Source organism: Christiangramia forsetii KT0803, assembly GCF_000060345.1.
In the GTDB taxonomy this organism is placed as follows: domain Bacteria; phylum Bacteroidota; class Bacteroidia; order Flavobacteriales; family Flavobacteriaceae; genus Christiangramia; species Christiangramia forsetii.
Genome location: NC_008571.1, coordinates 3,266,924 through 3,285,299, shown reverse-complemented (window position 1 = coordinate 3,285,299; position 18,376 = coordinate 3,266,924). Strand labels below are relative to the sequence as shown.

At 35.3% G+C, this 18,376-nt stretch carries 22 protein-coding genes; 12 read left to right on the top strand and 10 right to left on the bottom strand.

What is annotated here, in order from left to right; translation table 11 throughout:
- The first annotated feature begins 67 nt into the window (after window positions 1–67).
- The 10 genes from sufD (at window position 68) to GFO_RS14690 (ending at window position 9,100) form a co-directional block, all read left to right on the top strand.
- Window positions 68–1,381: a Fe-S cluster assembly protein SufD gene (gene sufD, locus GFO_RS14735; RefSeq protein WP_011710976.1), complete on the top strand. Its 1,314-nt coding sequence runs from the start codon at window positions 68–70 to the stop codon at window positions 1,379–1,381.
- Window positions 1,382–1,500: 119 nt separating this feature from the next.
- Window positions 1,501–2,739 (top strand): aminotransferase class V-fold PLP-dependent enzyme, encoded by a 1,239-nt coding sequence (locus GFO_RS14730; RefSeq protein WP_011710975.1) that lies wholly within the window; start codon window positions 1,501–1,503, stop codon window positions 2,737–2,739.
- Window positions 2,740–3,038: 299 nt separating this feature from the next.
- Window positions 3,039–4,013: a zinc metalloprotease gene (locus GFO_RS14725; protein WP_011710974.1), complete on the top strand. Its 975-nt coding sequence runs from the start codon at window positions 3,039–3,041 to the stop codon at window positions 4,011–4,013.
- A gap of 82 nt (window positions 4,014–4,095) precedes the next feature.
- Entirely contained in the window at window positions 4,096–4,527 is a 432-nt protein-coding gene (locus GFO_RS17390) for a hypothetical protein (protein WP_011710973.1), read from the top strand.
- A gap of 37 nt (window positions 4,528–4,564) precedes the next feature.
- Entirely contained in the window at window positions 4,565–4,987 is a 423-nt protein-coding gene (locus tag GFO_RS14715) for a SufE family protein (protein WP_011710972.1), read from the top strand.
- Between the two features lies 1 nt (window position 4,988).
- A complete protein-coding gene (locus GFO_RS14710; RefSeq protein ID WP_011710971.1) occupies window positions 4,989–5,312 on the top strand; it encodes a DUF59 domain-containing protein in 324 nt (107 codons plus the stop codon).
- 9 nt (window positions 5,313–5,321) lie between these two features.
- On the top strand, window positions 5,322–5,834 hold the full coding sequence (locus tag GFO_RS14705) for a DUF2480 family protein (RefSeq protein WP_011710970.1): 513 nt from the start codon (window positions 5,322–5,324) through the stop codon (window positions 5,832–5,834).
- Window positions 5,835–5,836: 2 nt separating this feature from the next.
- On the top strand, window positions 5,837–6,739 hold the full coding sequence (locus tag GFO_RS14700) for a DUF3078 domain-containing protein (RefSeq protein WP_011710969.1): 903 nt from the start codon (window positions 5,837–5,839) through the stop codon (window positions 6,737–6,739).
- A 165-nt stretch (window positions 6,740–6,904) separates the two neighbouring features.
- Window positions 6,905–8,128 (top strand): GTPase HflX, encoded by a 1,224-nt coding sequence (hflX, locus tag GFO_RS14695; protein ID WP_011710968.1) that lies wholly within the window; start codon window positions 6,905–6,907, stop codon window positions 8,126–8,128.
- Between the two features lie 249 nt (window positions 8,129–8,377).
- Window positions 8,378–9,100, top strand: a complete 723-nt coding sequence (locus tag GFO_RS14690; protein WP_011710967.1) for a hypothetical protein — start codon at window positions 8,378–8,380, stop codon at window positions 9,098–9,100.
- Between the two features lie 150 nt (window positions 9,101–9,250).
- Here GFO_RS14690 and GFO_RS14685 read toward each other — a convergent pair whose 3' ends face one another.
- Together GFO_RS14685 and GFO_RS14680 are read right to left on the bottom strand one after the other, a co-directional pair.
- Window positions 9,251–9,871: a hypothetical protein gene (locus tag GFO_RS14685; RefSeq protein WP_011710966.1), complete on the bottom strand. Its 621-nt coding sequence runs from the start codon at window positions 9,869–9,871 to the stop codon at window positions 9,251–9,253.
- Window positions 9,872–9,907: 36 nt separating this feature from the next.
- Window positions 9,908–10,474 (bottom strand): hypothetical protein, encoded by a 567-nt coding sequence (locus GFO_RS14680; RefSeq protein ID WP_011710965.1) that lies wholly within the window; start codon window positions 10,472–10,474, stop codon window positions 9,908–9,910.
- Between the two features lie 294 nt (window positions 10,475–10,768).
- On the opposite strand from GFO_RS14680, the gene GFO_RS14675 reads away from it, so the two are divergent.
- Entirely contained in the window at window positions 10,769–11,320 is a 552-nt protein-coding gene (locus GFO_RS14675; RefSeq protein ID WP_011710964.1) for a hypothetical protein, read from the top strand.
- Window positions 11,321–11,344: 24 nt separating this feature from the next.
- On the opposite strand, the gene GFO_RS14670 is transcribed toward GFO_RS14675, so the two are convergent.
- Both GFO_RS14670 and GFO_RS14665 read right to left on the bottom strand, forming a co-directional pair.
- On the bottom strand, window positions 11,345–12,151 hold the full coding sequence (locus GFO_RS14670; RefSeq protein WP_011710963.1) for an NAD(P)H-binding protein: 807 nt from the start codon (window positions 12,149–12,151) through the stop codon (window positions 11,345–11,347).
- Window position 12,152: 1 nt separating this feature from the next.
- A complete protein-coding gene (locus GFO_RS14665) occupies window positions 12,153–14,474 on the bottom strand; it encodes a M20/M25/M40 family metallo-hydrolase (RefSeq protein ID WP_011710962.1) in 2,322 nt (773 codons plus the stop codon).
- Between the two features lie 123 nt (window positions 14,475–14,597).
- On the opposite strand from GFO_RS14665, the gene GFO_RS14660 reads away from it, so the two are divergent.
- Window positions 14,598–15,065: a CBS domain-containing protein gene (locus tag GFO_RS14660; protein WP_011710961.1), complete on the top strand. Its 468-nt coding sequence runs from the start codon at window positions 14,598–14,600 to the stop codon at window positions 15,063–15,065.
- On the opposite strand, the gene GFO_RS14655 is transcribed toward GFO_RS14660, so the two are convergent.
- The 6 genes from GFO_RS14655 to GFO_RS14630 form a co-directional block, all read right to left on the bottom strand.
- Complete coding sequence (locus tag GFO_RS14655) at window positions 15,066–15,485, bottom strand: DUF4174 domain-containing protein (protein WP_011710960.1); 420 nt, start codon at window positions 15,483–15,485, stop codon at window positions 15,066–15,068.
- Window positions 15,486–15,532: 47 nt separating this feature from the next.
- Window positions 15,533–15,880 carry a hypothetical protein gene (locus GFO_RS14650; protein WP_011710959.1) on the bottom strand — a complete coding sequence of 116 codons (348 nt, stop codon included), beginning with the start codon at window positions 15,878–15,880 and terminating at the stop codon, window positions 15,533–15,535.
- A gap of 47 nt (window positions 15,881–15,927) precedes the next feature.
- Window positions 15,928–16,440, bottom strand: a complete 513-nt coding sequence (locus GFO_RS14645) for a hypothetical protein (RefSeq protein WP_041250157.1) — start codon at window positions 16,438–16,440, stop codon at window positions 15,928–15,930.
- A 154-nt stretch (window positions 16,441–16,594) separates the two neighbouring features.
- On the bottom strand, window positions 16,595–17,137 hold the full coding sequence (locus GFO_RS14640; protein ID WP_011710957.1) for a hypothetical protein: 543 nt from the start codon (window positions 17,135–17,137) through the stop codon (window positions 16,595–16,597).
- Between the two features lie 66 nt (window positions 17,138–17,203).
- Complete coding sequence (locus GFO_RS14635; protein ID WP_011710956.1) at window positions 17,204–17,827, bottom strand: class I SAM-dependent DNA methyltransferase; 624 nt, start codon at window positions 17,825–17,827, stop codon at window positions 17,204–17,206.
- Window positions 17,828–17,829: 2 nt separating this feature from the next.
- Entirely contained in the window at window positions 17,830–18,342 is a 513-nt protein-coding gene (locus tag GFO_RS14630; protein ID WP_011710955.1) for a PepSY domain-containing protein, read from the bottom strand.
- Window positions 18,343–18,376 lie beyond the last annotated feature (34 nt).

Genomic DNA, 18,376 nt, shown 5'->3' with positions numbered 1-18,376 from the left:
TTCAGGGTTCAATATTCCGGAAAAAGAGAATATTGAGTTTTAAATTTTGAACTTGAAATTGAACAAAATGGAATTAAAAGATAAACTTATCTCATCATTTTTAGCCTTTGAAGAAGGCTTGGAACCTGATAATGGAATGGATGCCATTAGAAATCAGGCGATCAAGGATTTTGAAGACCTCGGTTTTCCAAATAAAAAGAATGAGGATTGGAAATATACTTCGCTAAACTCGGTTTTAAAACATGATTATAGCGTATTTCCGAAGAAAGAAGATGCCATAGATTATCGTGATATCAAAAAATATTTGATCCATGATATAGATACGTATGATCTTGTTTTTATTGACGGAATATACTCTTCACACCTTTCTCAAACTACGCATGAGAAAATTGACGTTTGTTTAATGTCTTCTGCATTAACGAAAGATAAATATAGACCGATAATTGATAACTACTTTAATAAAGTAGCGCCAAAATCTGGTTTGAATTCATTGAATACTGCGTTTTCCAAAGAAGGAGCATTTATTCATATTCACAAGAATAAGCAGGCAGATAAGCCTATCCAGATCATAAATTTCGCAACAGGAAATGAGTCTTCATTACTGCTTCAGCCAAGAAATTTGGTGGTAGCAGATGAAAACTCTCATGTTCAGATTATTGAAAGACATCAGAGCCTGACAGATCATCCAGTACTTACCAACTCGGTAACAGAGATTTTTGCAGATAAACGTGCAATAGTTGATTATTACAAAATTCAGAATGACAATGCTTCAGCTTCTTTGATAGATAACACATTTATCGAGCAGAAGGATGAAAGTCATGTTTCAGTACATACTTTTTCTTTCGGCGGAAAGCTTACGCGTAATAACCTTAATTTCTATCAAAGAGGTGAGCGAATAGATTCTACCATGAAAGGGGTGACTATTATTGAAGGTAAGCAGCACGTAGATCACAACACGCTGGTTCATCATATTGAACCAAACTGCGAGAGTCATCAGGATTATAAAGGAATTTTTGGCGATAGCTCTACCGGAGTTTTTAATGGAAAAGTTCTGGTGGAGAAGGAAGCGCAAAAGACAAATGCGTACCAGTCTAACAATAATATTCTGGCAGATGACAAAGCTACGATCAACTCTAAGCCGCAGTTAGAGATCTTTGCAGATGATGTTGCTTGTAGTCACGGGTGTACTATTGGTCAACTTGATGAAGATGCTTTATTCTATATGCAATCCAGAGGTATTCCTAGAAAAGAAGCTCGTGGATTGATGATGTACGCATTCGCGAATAACGTATTAGAAAGTGTTAAGATTCCTGAAGTAAAGAAAAGAATTAATAAACTGATTGCTTCCAAACTGGAAGTAGATTTAGGATTTAATCTTTAATAGGGTAATATATTCTGCTAAGATAAATATGTTTTTTGTCAGCCTGAGCGCAGTCGAAGGCTAAGCGAAAGACATGATTTAGAAGCAAATCACTAAGAAATCATTAAAAAACTTTAAGGATGAGTCAGCAAACTCAGGCAAAAACATTTGAGGTTGAAAAGATCCGAAAGGATTTTCCAATTCTTAATCGGGAGGTTAATGGCTATCCTTTGGTTTATTTTGATAATGCCGCCACAGCCCAGACTCCTAAACAGGTAATGGATGCTATTGTTGATTACTATTCTAATTATAACGCTAATATTCATAGAGGCGTGCATTCCTTATCTCAGGAAGCTACCGATAAATATGAGGAGGCCAGGATCAAGATCCAGAAGCATTTTAATGCTGAAAAGGCTCACGAGATCATATTTACATCAGGGACAACTCATGGAATTAACCTGGTAGCTAATGGATTTTCTTCAATTTTGAAGGAAGGAGATGAGATCCTGGTTTCGGCAATGGAGCATCATTCTAATATTGTTCCGTGGCAAATGCTTTGTGAAAAGACCGGTGCGAAGCTGAAGGTCATTCCGATGGATCTTAAAGGAGAACTTATTTATGCTGAATTTGAAAAACTAATAAGCTCTAAAACAAAATTGGTTTTTCTTAATCATGTTTCTAATGCTTTGGGAACCGTGAATCCTGTTAAATCTATTATTGAGAAGGCACACTCCGTTGACGCGGCGGTGTTGTTAGATGGTGCCCAGGCGGCACCTCATATTAAGGCAGATGTTCAGGAGTTGGATGTTGATTTTTATGTAGTTTCTGCGCATAAAATGTGTGGACCAACGGGAGTTGGAGTGCTTTATGGAAAAGAAGAATGGTTGGAGAAACTCCCGCCTTATCAGGGAGGAGGGGAAATGATTGCCACGGTTTCTTTTGAAAAAACCACGTATGCCGGTCTTCCTCATAAATTTGAAGCAGGGACACCAAATATCTGTGGCGGAATCGCCTTTGGTGCTGCAATAGATTATATGAATGAAATTGGCTTTAGCGAGATTGCGGCCTACGAACATGAGCTTTTAGAGTATGCTACAGCGAAGCTTAAGGAAATAGAGGGAATGAAGATCTACGGCGAAGCTGCAGAAAAAACAGCTGTGATCTCTTTTAATATTGAAGGTCTACACCCTTATGATATTGGCACTCTTGTAGATAAAATGGGTATAGCAGTTCGTACCGGTCACCATTGTGCGCAACCCGTGATGGATTTCTTTAAAATCCCTGGTACGGTAAGAGCGTCTTTTTCTTTCTACAATACTTTTCACGAAATAGACCTTTTTATTGAAGCTATTAAAAAGGCTAAAATGATGTTGAAATAACATCTAATTTCAAAATATTCTAAGATTTTTTAAATTTTAACATGTCTTCTCGTTCGACGAATAGCCTGGTTTTATCGTCGAAACATCCTTTTGTGTTAATATTCTCTTTTCTTTACGTTAAGGATTGCTTAAAACTTTGGCTATATTCAGCTCGTATTTTTCAGGAAATTTGCTGAAATAGTGCCAAAAATATTAAGCTTAAACCAAACAATTAATAAGTCGGTAATTTTATTTTTTGGCCAATACGATTTTAAAACTATCGACGGGAAATAATTTTTTAACCAAAAACTTATTACTACATGAAAAGAATTTATTTATTGGCTTCGGCCCTGACCCTGGTCTTCGCATCCTGCCAGAAATCTTCAGAAGAGAGCGTTGAAGATTCTATGCTAGCATCACAGGAAACCCTTGAAATTGCAAAAGAACAATGTGGAACTATGGGTGTTCTTGATGAGAAAATCGCGGAGAATCCAGATCTAGTTGCGAAAATGGCTGCTGTTGAAGAACATACCCAGAAAGCTCTTAGCAATGGTTGGACAAAACGACTTGCAGCCGATGGAAAGATTGAAATTCCAATTGTATTCCATGTACTTTACAAAGATGCAAGTGAGAATATTCCATTATCTCAACTTCAGGATCAGGTTGCTGCTTTAAATGAAGATTTCAGCATGAATAATCCTGGAAGAAACACAATCCCTTCAGAATTTACCCAGGTAGAAGCTAATATTGGGGTTCGTTTTGTTCTGGAAGACGTAATTCGTGTTAAAACTAAAAAGCGCCAGTGGAGACCGGATGATAGTATGAAATTCACTTCAAGTGATGGTTCTGATGTTGTAAATCCTCAGGAATTTTTAAATATCTGGGTGGTTAGCAACATGCCATACCGTGGAGGTAACATCCTTGGTTATGCTCAATTCCCTGGAGGAAGCTGGGCTACAGATGGTGTAGTGATGGATCACAGGTTCACGGGAACAACTCAATACTCTACGGGTAGAACCGCAACTCATGAGGTGGGTCACTGGTTGAACCTTCGTCATATTTGGGGTGATGGTGGATGTGGAGCTACAGATTTCGTAGCTGATACTCCAGATTCTGATGCAGCTTCAAGAGGCTGCCCAACCTATCCTACTGTTAATTGTGGAACTGCAGATATGACCATGAACTTTATGGATTATTCGGACGATCCTTGTCTTAATATGTTTACTGAAGGTCAGAAGTCAAGAATGCTTAGTGTATTCGCTAACGGAGGTTTCCGTGCGACAATGGCTGACTAATTTTTCAGTTAATAATATTTAAAAGAGGCACCCTTGTGGTGCCTTTTTTTGTAATATGCTTTAAATCTAAAATATATAAATTATGAAAATCAGCTTTTTAGCCTTTGTAATATTCCTCTTTTCAACTAACGATTGTACTAATCAAAAAGATGAAAATATCAATGTAATAAGCTATGAAACTTTCACCAGGGGATCTTCTACCATGTACACTGTGACACCCAATCAGGTAACGGTGAAAAGTACAGGTTTAAATACTATTGAAAACTCCAATAGTATTACCGCAGAAGACTGGAATTCTTTAATTGAAATTACAAATAAAATAGAGGCTTCAAAAATGAGTCAGTTAAAAGCTCCTTCAGATTCAAGAGCTTCAGATGCTGCTTTGCACGCAATTTTAAGTGTGCGTAAGAATGATACTATTTATAAGACTAACTCATTCGATCATGGTCATCCACCGCTAGAAGTAAAACCATTAGTAGAGGCTATCCTAAGATTGGCAGAAAATGTTGAATAGCACTTCTTGTTATTGTACTTTTGCTTAAAATTGAAATATGACGATTCAGGAAAGACAACAGGAGGTTATTGATGAGTTTTCAATGTTTGATGACTGGATGCAGCGCTATGAATATATGATAGAGTTGGGCAAGTCATTGCCGTTAATTGACGAGAAATATAAGATAGACGAAAACCTTATTAAAGGTTGCCAGAGCAAAGTGTGGGTTCATGCTGAACTGGAAGGCGATAAACTTGCTTTTACTGCAGATAGTGATGCAATTATTACAAAAGGAATCGTAGCAATTCTTATAAGAGTATTTTCAGATCAACATCCTTCAGAAATTATTGAAGCCGATACTCAATTTATCGATGAAATTGGTTTAAAAGAGCATTTGTCTCCAACAAGGGCCAACGGATTGGTAAGTATGATCAAACAACTAAAAATGTATGCGATAGCATATCAAACTCAATTGAATTAAAATGGAACAGGAAATAAACACACAGGAATTAGGGGAAAAGATCGTAACTGTTCTTAAAACAATATATGACCCTGAGATCCCGGTTGATATCTACGAACTCGGTCTTATTTATGATGTGATGGTAAGTACAGATTATGACGTAAAAATCTTAATGACACTTACTACTCCAAACTGCCCTGTAGCTGAAACACTGCCCCTGGAGGTAGAAGAAAAAGTAAAGTCTCTTGATTCGGTAAAGGATGCGGAAGTTGAAATTACTTTTGACCCACCGTGGAGTCAGGATTTGATGAGTGAAGGTGCAAAACTGGAACTCGGACTATTATAATTTAAAATTATGGCGGAAGAGATATTAAATCGAGTCGCTCAAAGTAAACTAATAACCTTTAATCTTGAGGATCACTATCCAAAAGGTCAAAGGTTTGTTTTTGATCTTAGTCAGTGGTTTCATGAGGGCTTCGTTTTGAGAGAGAAAGAATTTAGGGATCAGGCAAAAGAGCATGACTGGTCACAATATAACGATCAGTTCATAGCACTTGGCTGTTCTACAGATGCAATTGTGCCTGCCTGGGCCTATATGCTTATTAGTTCGTATTTAGAGCCATTTGCCAAAAAGGTTGTGATTGGAGATTTGGAAATGCTTGAAAGTCATCTTTATCAGGAAATTATTGATAATCTGGATGTCTCAGATCTGGAAGGTAAGGCCGTGATTGTTAAAGGCTGTTCTAATAAGCCTGTGCCCAAAAATGCTTATATATTCCTTATTAATAAACTCCAACCTGTGGTAAAAAGCCTGATGTATGGGGAAGCCTGTTCATCAGTTCCTTTATATAAAAAACCGAAAAATTAGTTATGAAGAAAACTTTATTATTTACATTTTCCTTGCTGTTAAGCTCAGTAATTTTAATTGCACAAGAAGAAGAAAACGATTCAATACCTAAGAATGGATGGACGAAAGAAGGAAATATCCAGTTACTCTTTAATCAGTCTGCATTCAATAAAGAATGGACCGGGGGCGGAACTTCAAGTATTGCTGGAAATCTTACCGTAGATTACCAGTTTAATTATAGGAAAGATGATTTCACCTGGGATAATAAAATCCTTGCCAATTATGGTCTTACCAAAGTAAAAGGGGATGAGTTTGCTAGAAAAACCAGTGACCGATTAGAATTAAATTCAATCGCCGGTAAACAAATGAAAGAAACGAACTTTTATTACACCTGGTTCTTGAATTTTAGAACCCAGTTTGCAAAAGGTTACGAATTTGGGGAAGATCCTGATACAGGAGAAACTATTCGTACAGAAACAACACATTTTATGTCTCCGGGATATATTCAAACCGGTCCTGGCATTATGTATAAAAAGAATGATGATTTTATCGTAAACTTTGCACCGGCTACCGCTAGATTTATATTGGTAGATAAAGATTTTACCAGTACCGAGGGTTATACAGATGGAGATTATTTTGGAGTAGATCAGGGAAAATCTATGAGGTTTGAGCTTGGCGCTTCACTTAGTGCTTTTGTAAGCTATGAGGTGCTTGAAAACGTAAATATGGAGCATTCACTTGGTTTATATTCCAATTATTTGGAAGAACCTGGAAACGTAGATATAGATTATTTGTTGAACCTGGAAATGGGAATCAACGATTATCTTTCAGCTAATTTTATTTTCCAGGCGATTTATGATGATAATGCAGTGGCTGCATTTCAGATTAGAGAAGTATTTGGCCTGGGGATAAATTTTGGGTTTTAGAGCCCTGTGCATAGCTAGATTTTGAAGAGCAAAAATTCAGCATTATCCTGAATTTTTTATTTTTTAAGGCCTGTGAATTAATTTCGCAGGCCTTTTCAGTTAAATTTATGTTGAAGTAGACTAGCTTTTAATTCTGTAGCTATCTATTGATTATCTTTGTGTTCTATGATTGAAAAAACTGATTTATCTTATGAAAGAACTGTTCTTATAGGTATTGTTACCAGAGAGCAGGATGAAGAAAAACTGGAGGAATATCTGGATGAACTGGAATTTTTGACCTATACCGCAGGAGGTGAGGTTATCAAGAGATTTTCACAGCGATTGGATAAACCAGACCCGAAGACCTTTATTGGTTCAGGAAAGATGAATGATGTTAAAGAATTTGCGGCAGAAAATGACATAGGTGCTGTGATATTTGATGATGAACTTTCTCCAGCACAGCAAAAAAATATTGAGAAACTCCTTAAATGCAAGATTCTGGATAGAACCGGTCTTATTCTGGACATTTTTGCGCAGAGAGCTAAAACGAGCTACGCAAGAACCCAGGTTGAGCTTGCGCAATATGAATATTTACTGCCCAGGCTTGCAGGTATGTGGACTCACCTTGAAAGACAACGTGGTGGTATTGGTATGCGTGGTCCCGGTGAAACAGAGATCGAAACCGACCGTAGGATAGTTCGAGATAAAATTTCCCTGCTTAAGAATAAACTGAAGGTTATAGATAAGCAAATGGAGGTGCAGCGAGGCAATCGTGGACAACTAGTTCGCGTTGCCCTGGTTGGTTATACCAATGTTGGAAAATCTACCTTAATGAATGTAATAAGCAAAAGCGATGTTTTTGCTGAAAATAAACTCTTTGCAACCCTGGATACCACTGTTAGGAAGGTGGTTATTCGCAATTTACCATTCTTGCTAAGTGATACGGTTGGTTTTATTAGAAAGTTACCTACACAGCTTGTAGAGTCTTTTAAATCGACACTGGATGAGGTAAGAGAAGCAGATCTTCTGCTTCATGTAGTAGATATTTCCCATCCGAACTTTGAAGATCATATAGATTCTGTAAATAAAATTCTTACAGAAATTGAAACTCTAGACAAGCCTACGATCATGGTCTTTAATAAGATCGATTCTTATGAAGCTGAAAAGATTGACGAAGATGATCTTATTACCGAAAGAACCTCAGCTCACTATTCTTTAAAGGACTGGAAAAAGACCTGGATGAACCGTATGGGCGATAATGTACTTTTTATTTCAGCTCTGAATAAGGAAAACATGGAGGAATTTCGTAAAAAAGTTTATGAAGCTGTAAGAGAGATTCATATTACCAGGTTTCCTTATAACAATTTCCTATATCCTGAATATGATAAATACGGAGAGGAAAAGGAATAGCCTCATGTATTTTAATTGAATTTTAAAAATATCTTTTTAAATTTTGGTCGTCCTTAGAGCATTCTAAACTGAAAAATGGCGTCATTCTGAACTTGTTTCAGAATCTCAGTTTAATGTAAATCAATGCGATATTAAGACCCTGAAATAAATTCAGGGTGACGAAAGAATATAAGCTTCCCTTTAAATCGAACTGTTTAAAAGCAGAATAATTCTTAATTTTAAATATATAGAATTCAAACACATATAATTATGAAGAAGATTTTTATACTTTCAATTTTATTATTTTCTGCCAGTTTATTTTCACAATCCCTTACAGGCTCCTGGAAATTAGTGGAAGAGAACGGCAAAGAAGTTTCCGATAAAGAAGTAGTGAGGGTCTACCAGGATAGTTATTTTGCTGAAGGAGCGAAAAAAGCAGGCACAAACGAATTTCTGTGGGCGCTTGGAGGGGAGTTTACAAATGACGATTATACTACTACGCTGGATTTTAATACCAAATCTCCTGAAATGATTGGAGAACTCCAAGATCCAAAGCTGAGTTTTCAGGGCGAGAATAAGATCCAGATCAATAATGTAACGGAGGTTCAGGTATGGGAGCGAATTTCAACTAATGAAAACGATCTAAATGGAAACTGGGTAATTACCGGAAGGAAAAGAGATGGTAATATGAATAAGATGAAACCCGGAGATAGAAGAACCATAAAAATCCTTAGCGGGGACCGTTTTCAATGGGTAGCATTTAATTCGGCAACACGAGAATTTTCCGGAACCGGTGGAGGTACATATTCCGCAGAAAATGGAAAATATACTGAACATATTGAGTTCTTTTCCAGAGATGATAGTCGGGTGGGAGCCGATCTTAGCTTCGACTATGAAGTGAAAAATGGAGAATGGCATCATTCCGGAAAAAGTTCAAAAGGAAATCCCATTTATGAAATCTGGTCTCCCTACGAAGAGGCTTATTCAAAATAATTGTGAGATTTTTTTTAGTGCCTGACTTCTTTTTCATAACGCTCCTGGTTATCGCGAATTGCGCTAGTAAGGATGAAGATTTGTCTGTTTAGTATTGGTTTGTTGGTCAAATTATTTATTTCCTTTCTTAGGATTCCGGCTACTGGCGGTTTATTTGCATTGAAAATTTGAAATACTATTGAACAAATAATTATCTGCATATTCAGAGTTATCTTTATAAGCAGCATTACTTCGATATTTAATATTTTCAATATTAAATTTTATTTTTTTTAGTAGCTCAGGACAGTTGGAAAAATAGGGTTTAATATATCTTTCAAAATTTTTAGAATCTTTTTTCACCTTATAACTGTGAGAAATTTTCTTTTCTACATATTTCATATTGCTTTTGTCAAATACATACAAGTAATTAACGCCATTGAAATAATATTGAGTTAGTAGGTACTTATCATTTTCAGCTATTACTTCATGTATCCTATCCATACTCCAGCTAAGAGGAAGGGTCAAAAATCTTTTGAGGCCATAATTTAATTCCTTTATTTTCTTTTGAGGAATTTTTCTAAATTCATTCTTTTTATCAAGATAAAAGATAAATTGTCCGGTCATACTAACATCTCCTGAAATTACGTGGTTATAAGCTAATTTTGACCTTTTTTCAACATTTTGATAAAAATCTATTCTTTCATTATTCTCTGTAATTGCATATCCTACTGTTTCTTGAGAATAGCTATGGAAAGATATTAAGATCGGAAATATGGCAAATAGTAGTTTCAAAAAATATTGGTTTTAGCTCTGTTTAGAGTTTTAATCTTACTCACATGAATTATATGTTTTAGCGATTTCCTCCAGGTTTTCCATTTTAAATTCTTTGTTTTTGATCTTTTTAGATAAAGAGGGACAATCATTAAAATATTTAGAAACTCGATTGTGAAATTTGTTGAAAAGAACTCCGTCGTAGTTGAGATCAAAAAAATCATCTTCTTTGTCTTTTTTCATATAGTACATTGACCATTGTCCTCCCATACGATAATTGTTAGGCTTTGTATGGTCTTCACCACCGGGAACATATGTTTGAGTTGTATATAAATCAACTTTCCCGTCGTATAACTTACCTAATAAAACTTTACCTAAAAAGGGTACGGTTTCATATGTAAATTCTACTTCTTTGTCATCAATAAATATTATTGCTTTTTCGACATCCCTATCTGTATACCTCTTAACTCTACCTGCATCATCTGAGTCTATCCTTACGACTTCTTTATTAATGGCAGTTACAACCCCAGTCACAATTTCTCCATTTTTTAAAATTAATTGATCCTGACTATAAGCGAAATTCAATGTAAATATTAGAGATGGAATAATTAGTAAATATCTCATTTTTAAAATTTTATGGTTAGTTTACTAAAACTACTCTTTTATTTCAAATATTATGATTTACTCATTTAAAAATGGATATAATAGTTGTTTTCATCTATATAATACTGTATTTCGAGAAAACACACTGTTAAAATATTTTGCACAACTCTGGTTACAAAATATGTATTAAGGTTTGAATTCAAACCGTTTTATTATCTGGTTTATAAAACACGTAAATATTTGACAATCAGATATTAAAGTCGTATATTATGGTTGATTAATCCTGCTTGTGTTTAATTTAAAAAACAGGGGGTTATGCGCTTTTTTAACAAATTTATTCTAGTTTACATTCTTTTTGTTTCTTGCCAGTCACAAGATGACATTTTGGAAATCCAGCCACTTCCAGACCGAATAAATACCGAAAATTATGAAGAATTTATTCTCATACAGATCGAAGATCAGCAATTTGTCTTTGGAGCTGATAGAAAAAATCAAGATAGAAAAAATCTGGGAGCTGAATTAGTTGTTAGATCTTCAAGTGTAGGTGTCCTGTACCATTCACTTATTTTCTGGGGAGGAATTGATAATGTAGATTTTAGGGAATTACAAAGACTTGGAGGGACTATTGAAGAATTTCTAGGTGAGGGAATTTATAAGACGGGAAGGGAGAAGGAAAGTAACTGTGATTATTTTGATTTCGGTGTTTCCTGGTATTCTCATTATAATACAGAAGAGGTGGGATATCTTAAAGTGAGTTTTTGGGATGGAAAAACTCTGGAAGGTAATTTTGATATCATGGTTCATAATAGCCTTAACCAATCTCAATCAAAAAATATTACCGGGGAATTTAAGTTTAAAATAGAATAGTTAAAAGAGACTTATCAAAATAAACTACCAGATAGTTCGGGAGAATTGAAATTTCAATTCTTGTTTAAGCTTGATAGAACTAATTTTTTTTCCTTTTGAAGATTCAGAATAATCAAATTCTGGAATTTCTAAATCTCTTTCTTTCGCGATCCTGGAATAATACTTTTCTTTTGATGGATGTTCGGGATACACAACATTCCATACAGAGTTATCTTTTGATTGGTCTATAAGTTTAAAGATCGCAGCGATGCAATCTTCCTGATGCACAAGATTTATAGGTGCCTTTGGATTTTTTATTCCGGTTCTTCCCGATAAATACATAATGGGATGCCTATTTTCTCCAATAAGGCCTCCAAATCTTATTACAGACGCATTAAAATTTTCATTATTTAAAAGCAATAACTCCGCATTTCTTAGCTGTACCGCAATATTATTTGAGTTATCGTTATTCGCATTTTCATCATAAACCGGGAAAGCTTCGGTATCTTCATAAACTGATGTGGAACTTGTAAAGATTAGCTTCGGGATATGAGCTTTTTCGATATAAGGAATCAGATTTTTAATTTTCTTCACAAAATTAATTTCGGGATTCTTTCTTAATCCGGGTGGGATATTGATAATTAGAAGGTTGCTTCCGGATAGAAAAGATCGAATGTCTCCCTGGATTCCCTTTTCAAAAACTTTTATAGAATAAGGCACAACACCGGCAGAGCGTACTTCAGTCATTTTTTCCATGCTGGTAACAGAACCTCTAACTTCATGGTTTTCTTTCCGAAGTCTTTTTCCCAGTTCCATTCCAAGCCAACCGCACCCCAATATTGCTATTTTCATCTTATTCTTTAATTCTAATTGTTTTCTTTAAAATAGTGGCATCATTCAATACAAAAGGTCTTGGAATCATGCCATCAGGTCTTTCTTTTACCTTTAGATTTTTATTTCCGATAAGGTCGTAAGCAGATTCGTATAAAACAAATTCTGGCACATCTCCTTTTTCGATGCTAAATTCAATCCTTAAAGTATCCAGATTTGAGGCGTAATAAGTTAATAGGCGTTCTCTCCAGCGTCTTTTAAACATATGAAAAGCATTCTCCCCCAAATATACTTCATCGGCCTCTAAGCCGTTTACTTTAAATTTTTTGAAATCCACATCTTTCGTTTCATAGATCTCCATTCTATTAATTTCTCTATTGGGTGCGATCTTCAAAGTATAGCCTGCATTATTCAAACTATCAATTCCCATATTTTCAATAATAATTCCGGGTTCAGGAATATCTATAGATGGAGCTTGAGTCCTGAAGGTAAAATTACTGCCATATTTACTGCTGAAATTTGATTCGGTATGAGAACTTGTTACGGGTTCTTTTCCGAAATATTCAGCCGTCCAGTCATCTACCATCGCATCGTATGAATACCAGGTGGAGGTATTTTCATCTAAATCCTGTAAATATACCAGACTGTTAGGCTTTGGTCTTTCTAAGCTAAAATCTGAATAATAATGCGCCACGAAGATAAGGACATTAAATACGAGAAAACATAGTACCGCAAATGATTTCAAACGCCTGAAATAACCAAATAAAGGAAGAAAGAGCGAAAATAACAGGCTTACAAGAATGGCTGTTATAAAAAGCATTTTTAATCCCAGTGCTACCGGTAAACTCCAGATAAAGGGTAGTAGTATAAATATTGCCGGACATGAAAGTAAGACCATGAATATACGGTTGGGTTTTTCCTGGCGTATCATTATAAAAAGCTGTATTAATCCAAAATATACCGGAATAATAAAATATGAGGCTCCTTTAAGATAAACCGACACCAGAGCACATATGAGTAACCATAAGATTAATGGAGCAATAAAGACGGAAGCTGTTCTTAAACTTTTCCGAAGTAAATGATAGATCATAAAACAGACTGAAAGTGTCAGAAAGATGGAAATTGCGATATACCAGTAACCATTATACGTAAAGCCATGTTCCATTTCAGAATACTCGGGATAGATAAAAAGACAGAATTTCCAGAATCCCCAAACCAACAGTCCTGAAATAATTAAACTTAAAAACAATGGAATAAAGCCTTTAAGTATTCCCATAAAATTTAGCCGATCTCTTCTAAACCCGTAAACGATTAGGATTATAAAAATAAGGATCGCCAAAATTAGCATTGGGATAATCCAGTTAAAAGGGTATTTGATAAATTCGCCAAATGGCAATGAGAAATAGATAAGATCCCTGTCACTAGAAAGGTTTTTAATACCCTGATTACCAAAATAATTGAGAAGAGGCATTAAATAAGACCCCTGGTGGGCCAGAGTTTCCTTGTCGAGGTTTTCTGGAAGATCGTTTGCCGTATGATAATCAAAATGATCGTCTATAAAGGCAAAATTATATCCGTTGATATCTCCCTGTTCCCTCAATATCGTTAGATCGGTATCGTTGGGCAGCATTTTATAGATGCTATAAGCAAGCGAATTAGATACGGGATACTTAACTTCAGCTTCCTGAAAAGCTTCAATTAACCGGGCATTTTTTCCGTTCGTTTCCAATAGCATAAAGGGACTTCCTCCACTGCCACGAGCTTCAAAATTTAAAGCCAGTTGTACATCTTTGGCCCACGAATGATCTTCAATAAAAAGTCCGGCGCCGTTTAATCCTAATTCTTCAGCATCGGTAAAAAGTAGAATAATATCATTTTTATGTGTAGTGCCTTTTTCGAGAAATGCCCGAACGCCTTCTAATATGGTCGCGACACCACTTCCTGCATCACTGGCACCATAAGAAGAATGCATGGCAGAATCGTAATGCGTCATTAAGACCAGTGCCTCACCGTCGCCTGTACCTTCGATTCTGGAAAGGATATTTTGCGGTTTTGCCAGAACCCCATTTTTATTGAGATTGTAGCCTTCCTGAGTCTGCACTTCCAACCCCATATTTTGAAGCTCATCTACAATATAGTTTCGTACTTTACTGTGAGCAGGACTGCCTAAATAATGCGGTTCTTTTGCAATAGCTTCAACATGCTTAAATGCTCTTGAGGTTGAAAATTCGGTTAACGAATCGTTTGTGTTCGGTTCAAAATTGGGCTGGTCAAAATTGAAACTAAGCCAAACCGCAATGATAATTAGTAGAAAAGCAATTAAGCCGGTAAGTCGGTTATTCATAGAAACAGTTTCAAAAGTCTTAAAGTTAATTAAGTTTTTGATTTATAGGCAAGGAAAATACAGAAGTAGATGCTAATCGAAAAATCATTATATTTAAGTAATTAAGAATCAAAAAATTATAGTATGGGTATTAAAAGTTTTATGGGTAAGCGGGCAGCGCCGGAAAAACCTGCGGATGAGCTAATTTCTGTAAAGGATTATATGACAGTGAACCTGGTAACCTTCAGGGAAAATGAGAATATTATGGATGTGATGGAAAAACTGATCAAACATGGGATTTCCGGAGGATGTGTTGTAAATGAAAAAATGGAATTACTTGGAATGATTTCAGAAGGAGACTGTATGAAAGAGATTTCAGATAGTCGTTATTATAATATGCCAATGTCTGACCTTACTGTAGGTAAAAGAATGATAAAAAAAGTAGAGACGATAGATGGGAATATGAACGTGCTGGAAGCAGCCAGAAAGTTTACAGAACTTAAATTTAGGAGGTTCCCAATTGTAGAAAATGGTAGGCTGGTAGGTCAAATTAGCCAGCGGGATGTTTTGAATGCTGCTTTAAAATTAAAAGCACATACCTGGAATTATTAGTTAATTATGCTTTTGTATTTCTGATTGCCTCATAGGCATAGAATCTATGAAATCAAATAATTTCTTGGTCTCTAAAAGTTTTTGTTGTCTTAATTTCACTTCACCGTCCAGCCCGACAAGAATTATTTCAAAATCAGTTTTTTTCTCAAGTTTCATTTCCTGGTACAGGTTTGAATCCTGCCACCCCGACATTTCAGGCATCAAAATTCTTGATGTTTTGGGTGCAGCTTGAATCACTATAAGCTTTCTTTCCTGAAAGGCTTTAGCCTCGTTTTTAAATTCGTAAAGTTGTTTTTCGAGTTTTTCTGAATCTGAAAAGACCACAATGAGCCGATTTTTCCATTTATATTCAGATAAAGATTGTGTGGTCATTATTTGAAAAGAGATTAAAAGGAGACTAAAAACTAGAAACTTTTTCATGATTAAGAAGATAAGAATATAGAAGTGTTTTCTATCTCAAAAAAATGCTAATTCCTTTTTACTAAAGCGTAAAAATCGTTTTCCAGTTTAAGATAGCCCTGGTCATATATAAAGAAGTATTGATTCCCTGTTTTGGTAACATAAATACTGGTAAAAAATTCAAAATTGAAACCTTTGGCGAGTAATTTAGTCCTGGAAACTGAAGTTTTATTTTTAGGATTTAATTCCTCCAGAATACGATAATTCTTCCGAAGAAGATTATTTGTATTCCTTATAAGCTTACTGGAATCCTTATTTACGTTGTTATGATGGGCATTACGGCAATAATCGCTGCAAAACTTCTTATCGGTTCGGCCTATGATTTTTTCTCCGCATTCCGGGCAAGATTTTTCCATAACGAAATATAACTAAAAAAACGGAGTAGTGAATTCAGCCGAATATTCTAGTTGGCAGGCTTAAAAGTACCCGAAGCGCTAGCCTGAAAAGTCATTTCAGGGGTGTCATTTTCAGCTGCAATAAAAGCGTCTACATCCAGAGAAACCTTCCATTGAAGATCGCCAATCTTTTCTCCATTTATCTCTCCTGAGGTTACCTGGAAATATCCCGTTCTCCCACAGAAACAAAATTTGCCCAGGAAAGTACTAGTAACTTCAAAATTCTCTTCATTAATACTGAAATTTTCAGTGTTGGGTTCCAGTTCAAAATACAGGACTTCCGTAAGTTCATCGTCGGCAATTTCCGGTCTTCCTTCGGTAGAATATCGATACTCAAAAACGAGTTTATTTCCGCTTTCAACTTCTATAAATGTACCGTTTTCAGTGTTGTTAACAACAACAGAGGAGTTGGGGTAGACTATATAATTTGCATCATCGGGATTATTTCCAGGATTATCATCAGATTTACTACAGGAGATTAAAAAAATCGATATAACTAAAAGGAAGGCGATATTTTTCATGTTCATTTTTTTATTCAATAGTAAAATGATTTTTAGATAAAAGCTCGCGCTAGTGAGCTTAGTAATCTTAGAACTCCTTATCTCTTTTTATTTTTTTGATTCTAATTTTTCAATAATGGAAAATAGGCTAAAAACAGAAATTTAGATTAGGCAATTAATAAGTATATATAGGCATCCAGATTCCTTCAAAAGTACTTTTGGTAAAACTAGCAGATGTGGTCGCGGTAATTTCAATATCTATATCTTCATTCATTGATGAAACGTCCAGATCAATTTTCCATTCATTTTCAGAGATTTTCGTGCCGATGATAGCTCCTCCGGTTATTTTTTCAATGATGCGAATACTTGATCCCACGCCAATAACAGCATTGGCCTCATCAAAATCCTTTGCTTCAATTTTGAATTCGGTGGCATCGGGATCCATTTCGAAATATACAATAGTAGTCTGTTCATCGTCTATAGCTTCCGGAATCGGATCTTCAAAATTGAGGAACTTAAAGACCAGTTTATTTCCGGATGTAACTTCCAAATCAAAACCCTGATGACTTTCAGAAGTAGATAGCATTAATTTGGAATCTTCAAAAAATACCTGATAATTTTCAGCTGAATCTTCAGGGCTTGCTCCATTATTATCATCAGATTGACTACAGGAAAATAAAAGTTGGCAGAAAATAAGTAAAAGTGCGGTCTTTTTCATAATTATAACTGTCTTACATTTATTAGATGCGATAAAAGCTAAAACGTTGCGTTATTATTTTATAAGTCAGGGTTTTTCAAATAACAAACTTAATATTCTTGGAGGTTTTCCCTCTTCTTCGTCAAAGTACTCATTAAATTTATGTAACTGAAATCCTGCCGACTGAGCCGCATCTAAAAATTCTGAAATATGATGTGTGAAAGTTTCAAGCTCTACTTCGCCATTTTCTGAATCAAATCTTGCTTTAGAACCCACATATTGCTTGAAGGGATGTAATTCTGAAATAAAGAAATATCCTCCCGATTCTAATTTAGCAAAGGTTTGATTAAAAATAAAACGTAAGTCTTCAATATGCTCCAAAATAAGATTACAGGTAATTAATTCAAAGTTTTCTTCTGTCCAGTTCCATGGCTTAGTGATATCTGCTTTGTAGAAAATTACTTCGGGATTATTAATTTTATTTTTAGCAAGCTTCAGCATTTCTTCAGAAAAATCGACCGCCAGAATTTTGGAGGTTCTAGTTTGAAGCCATTTGGTATTTTTTCCGGTGCCGCAACCTAGCTCTAAAACACTTTTAAATTCTAAATTTTGCAGAATCTTCTTTGTGACAAGATGATCCATATCCCGCGTGCGATTCTTATTAGTGTCATATTGTGAAGACCACTGATCGTATGATTTTTCAATACTCATATTTATACAAATAATAGGATGAGAGTGAGAATAATTCCGCCTATGGTAAAGAAAATCCCTTTTCTAAAAATTTTAGTAGAAGGCATAAACATCCAGAACGCAGAGATCACAAAAAATAGCAATGATAACCCAAAAAAAATGTTTAAAAAATATAATGGGTGATTGGTGTTAGCCTTATGTAGTTTGGTAAAACTTTCCAGTATAACCGGAAGCTGGCTGACCTTGTATTTAGCAATTCCCGAGGAAGTATCTAAAATCCCCTGTTCAAAATATATGATCTCTCCTTCCGTTCTTTCTATCTCGAAGTTTTTAATTTTTAAAGTTTTACCTAATTGCTCTTCATTAAGATTTGTTGCTACTTTCTTTTCTACCGTTTCCTCAATTTTGAAAGTATCGGTATTTCTGAAAATTAAAACGATCCCGCTAATGGCATACATAGCCATAATCCCGGTCAGGAAGAATCCCAGGTATCTGTGGTAAATTCTGAACTTATTACTGATTTTTCTATTATTCATTAGAATACTTTTAGGAAGCTAAAAATAGAATATC

Coding starts and splice junctions, on each gene's coding strand:
- GFO_RS14680 (WP_011710965.1), bottom strand. CDS start 10,474: ATGAGATATTTACTAATTATTCCATCTCTAATATTTACATTGAATTTC.
- GFO_RS14645 (WP_041250157.1), bottom strand. CDS start 16,440: ATGAAAAATATCGCCTTCCTTTTAGTTATATCGATTTTTTTAATCTCC.
- GFO_RS14690 (WP_011710967.1), top strand. CDS start 8,378: ATGAAGAAGATTTTTATACTTTCAATTTTATTATTTTCTGCCAGTTTA.
- GFO_RS14630 (WP_011710955.1), bottom strand. CDS start 18,342: ATGAATAATAGAAAAATCAGTAATAAGTTCAGAATTTACCACAGATAC.
- GFO_RS14715 (WP_011710972.1), top strand. CDS start 4,565: ATGACGATTCAGGAAAGACAACAGGAGGTTATTGATGAGTTTTCAATG.
- GFO_RS14650 (WP_011710959.1), bottom strand. CDS start 15,880: ATGGAAAAATCTTGCCCGGAATGCGGAGAAAAAATCATAGGCCGAACC.
- GFO_RS14670 (WP_011710963.1), bottom strand. CDS start 12,151: ATGAAAATAGCAATATTGGGGTGCGGTTGGCTTGGAATGGAACTGGGA.
- GFO_RS14655 (WP_011710960.1), bottom strand. CDS start 15,485: ATGAAAAAGTTTCTAGTTTTTAGTCTCCTTTTAATCTCTTTTCAAATA.
- GFO_RS14705 (WP_011710970.1), top strand. CDS start 5,322: ATGGCGGAAGAGATATTAAATCGAGTCGCTCAAAGTAAACTAATAACC.
- GFO_RS14665 (WP_011710962.1), bottom strand. CDS start 14,474: ATGAATAACCGACTTACCGGCTTAATTGCTTTTCTACTAATTATCATT.
- GFO_RS14660 (WP_011710961.1), top strand. CDS start 14,598: ATGGGTATTAAAAGTTTTATGGGTAAGCGGGCAGCGCCGGAAAAACCT.
- sufD (WP_011710976.1), top strand. CDS start 68: ATGGAATTAAAAGATAAACTTATCTCATCATTTTTAGCCTTTGAAGAA.
- GFO_RS14700 (WP_011710969.1), top strand. CDS start 5,837: ATGAAGAAAACTTTATTATTTACATTTTCCTTGCTGTTAAGCTCAGTA.
- GFO_RS14730 (WP_011710975.1), top strand. CDS start 1,501: ATGAGTCAGCAAACTCAGGCAAAAACATTTGAGGTTGAAAAGATCCGA.
- GFO_RS14675 (WP_011710964.1), top strand. CDS start 10,769: ATGCGCTTTTTTAACAAATTTATTCTAGTTTACATTCTTTTTGTTTCT.
- GFO_RS14725 (WP_011710974.1), top strand. CDS start 3,039: ATGAAAAGAATTTATTTATTGGCTTCGGCCCTGACCCTGGTCTTCGCA.
- GFO_RS14710 (WP_011710971.1), top strand. CDS start 4,989: ATGGAACAGGAAATAAACACACAGGAATTAGGGGAAAAGATCGTAACT.
- GFO_RS14640 (WP_011710957.1), bottom strand. CDS start 17,137: ATGAAAAAGACCGCACTTTTACTTATTTTCTGCCAACTTTTATTTTCC.
- GFO_RS14635 (WP_011710956.1), bottom strand. CDS start 17,827: ATGAGTATTGAAAAATCATACGATCAGTGGTCTTCACAATATGACACT.
- GFO_RS17390 (WP_011710973.1), top strand. CDS start 4,096: ATGAAAATCAGCTTTTTAGCCTTTGTAATATTCCTCTTTTCAACTAAC.
- hflX (WP_011710968.1), top strand. CDS start 6,905: ATGATTGAAAAAACTGATTTATCTTATGAAAGAACTGTTCTTATAGGT.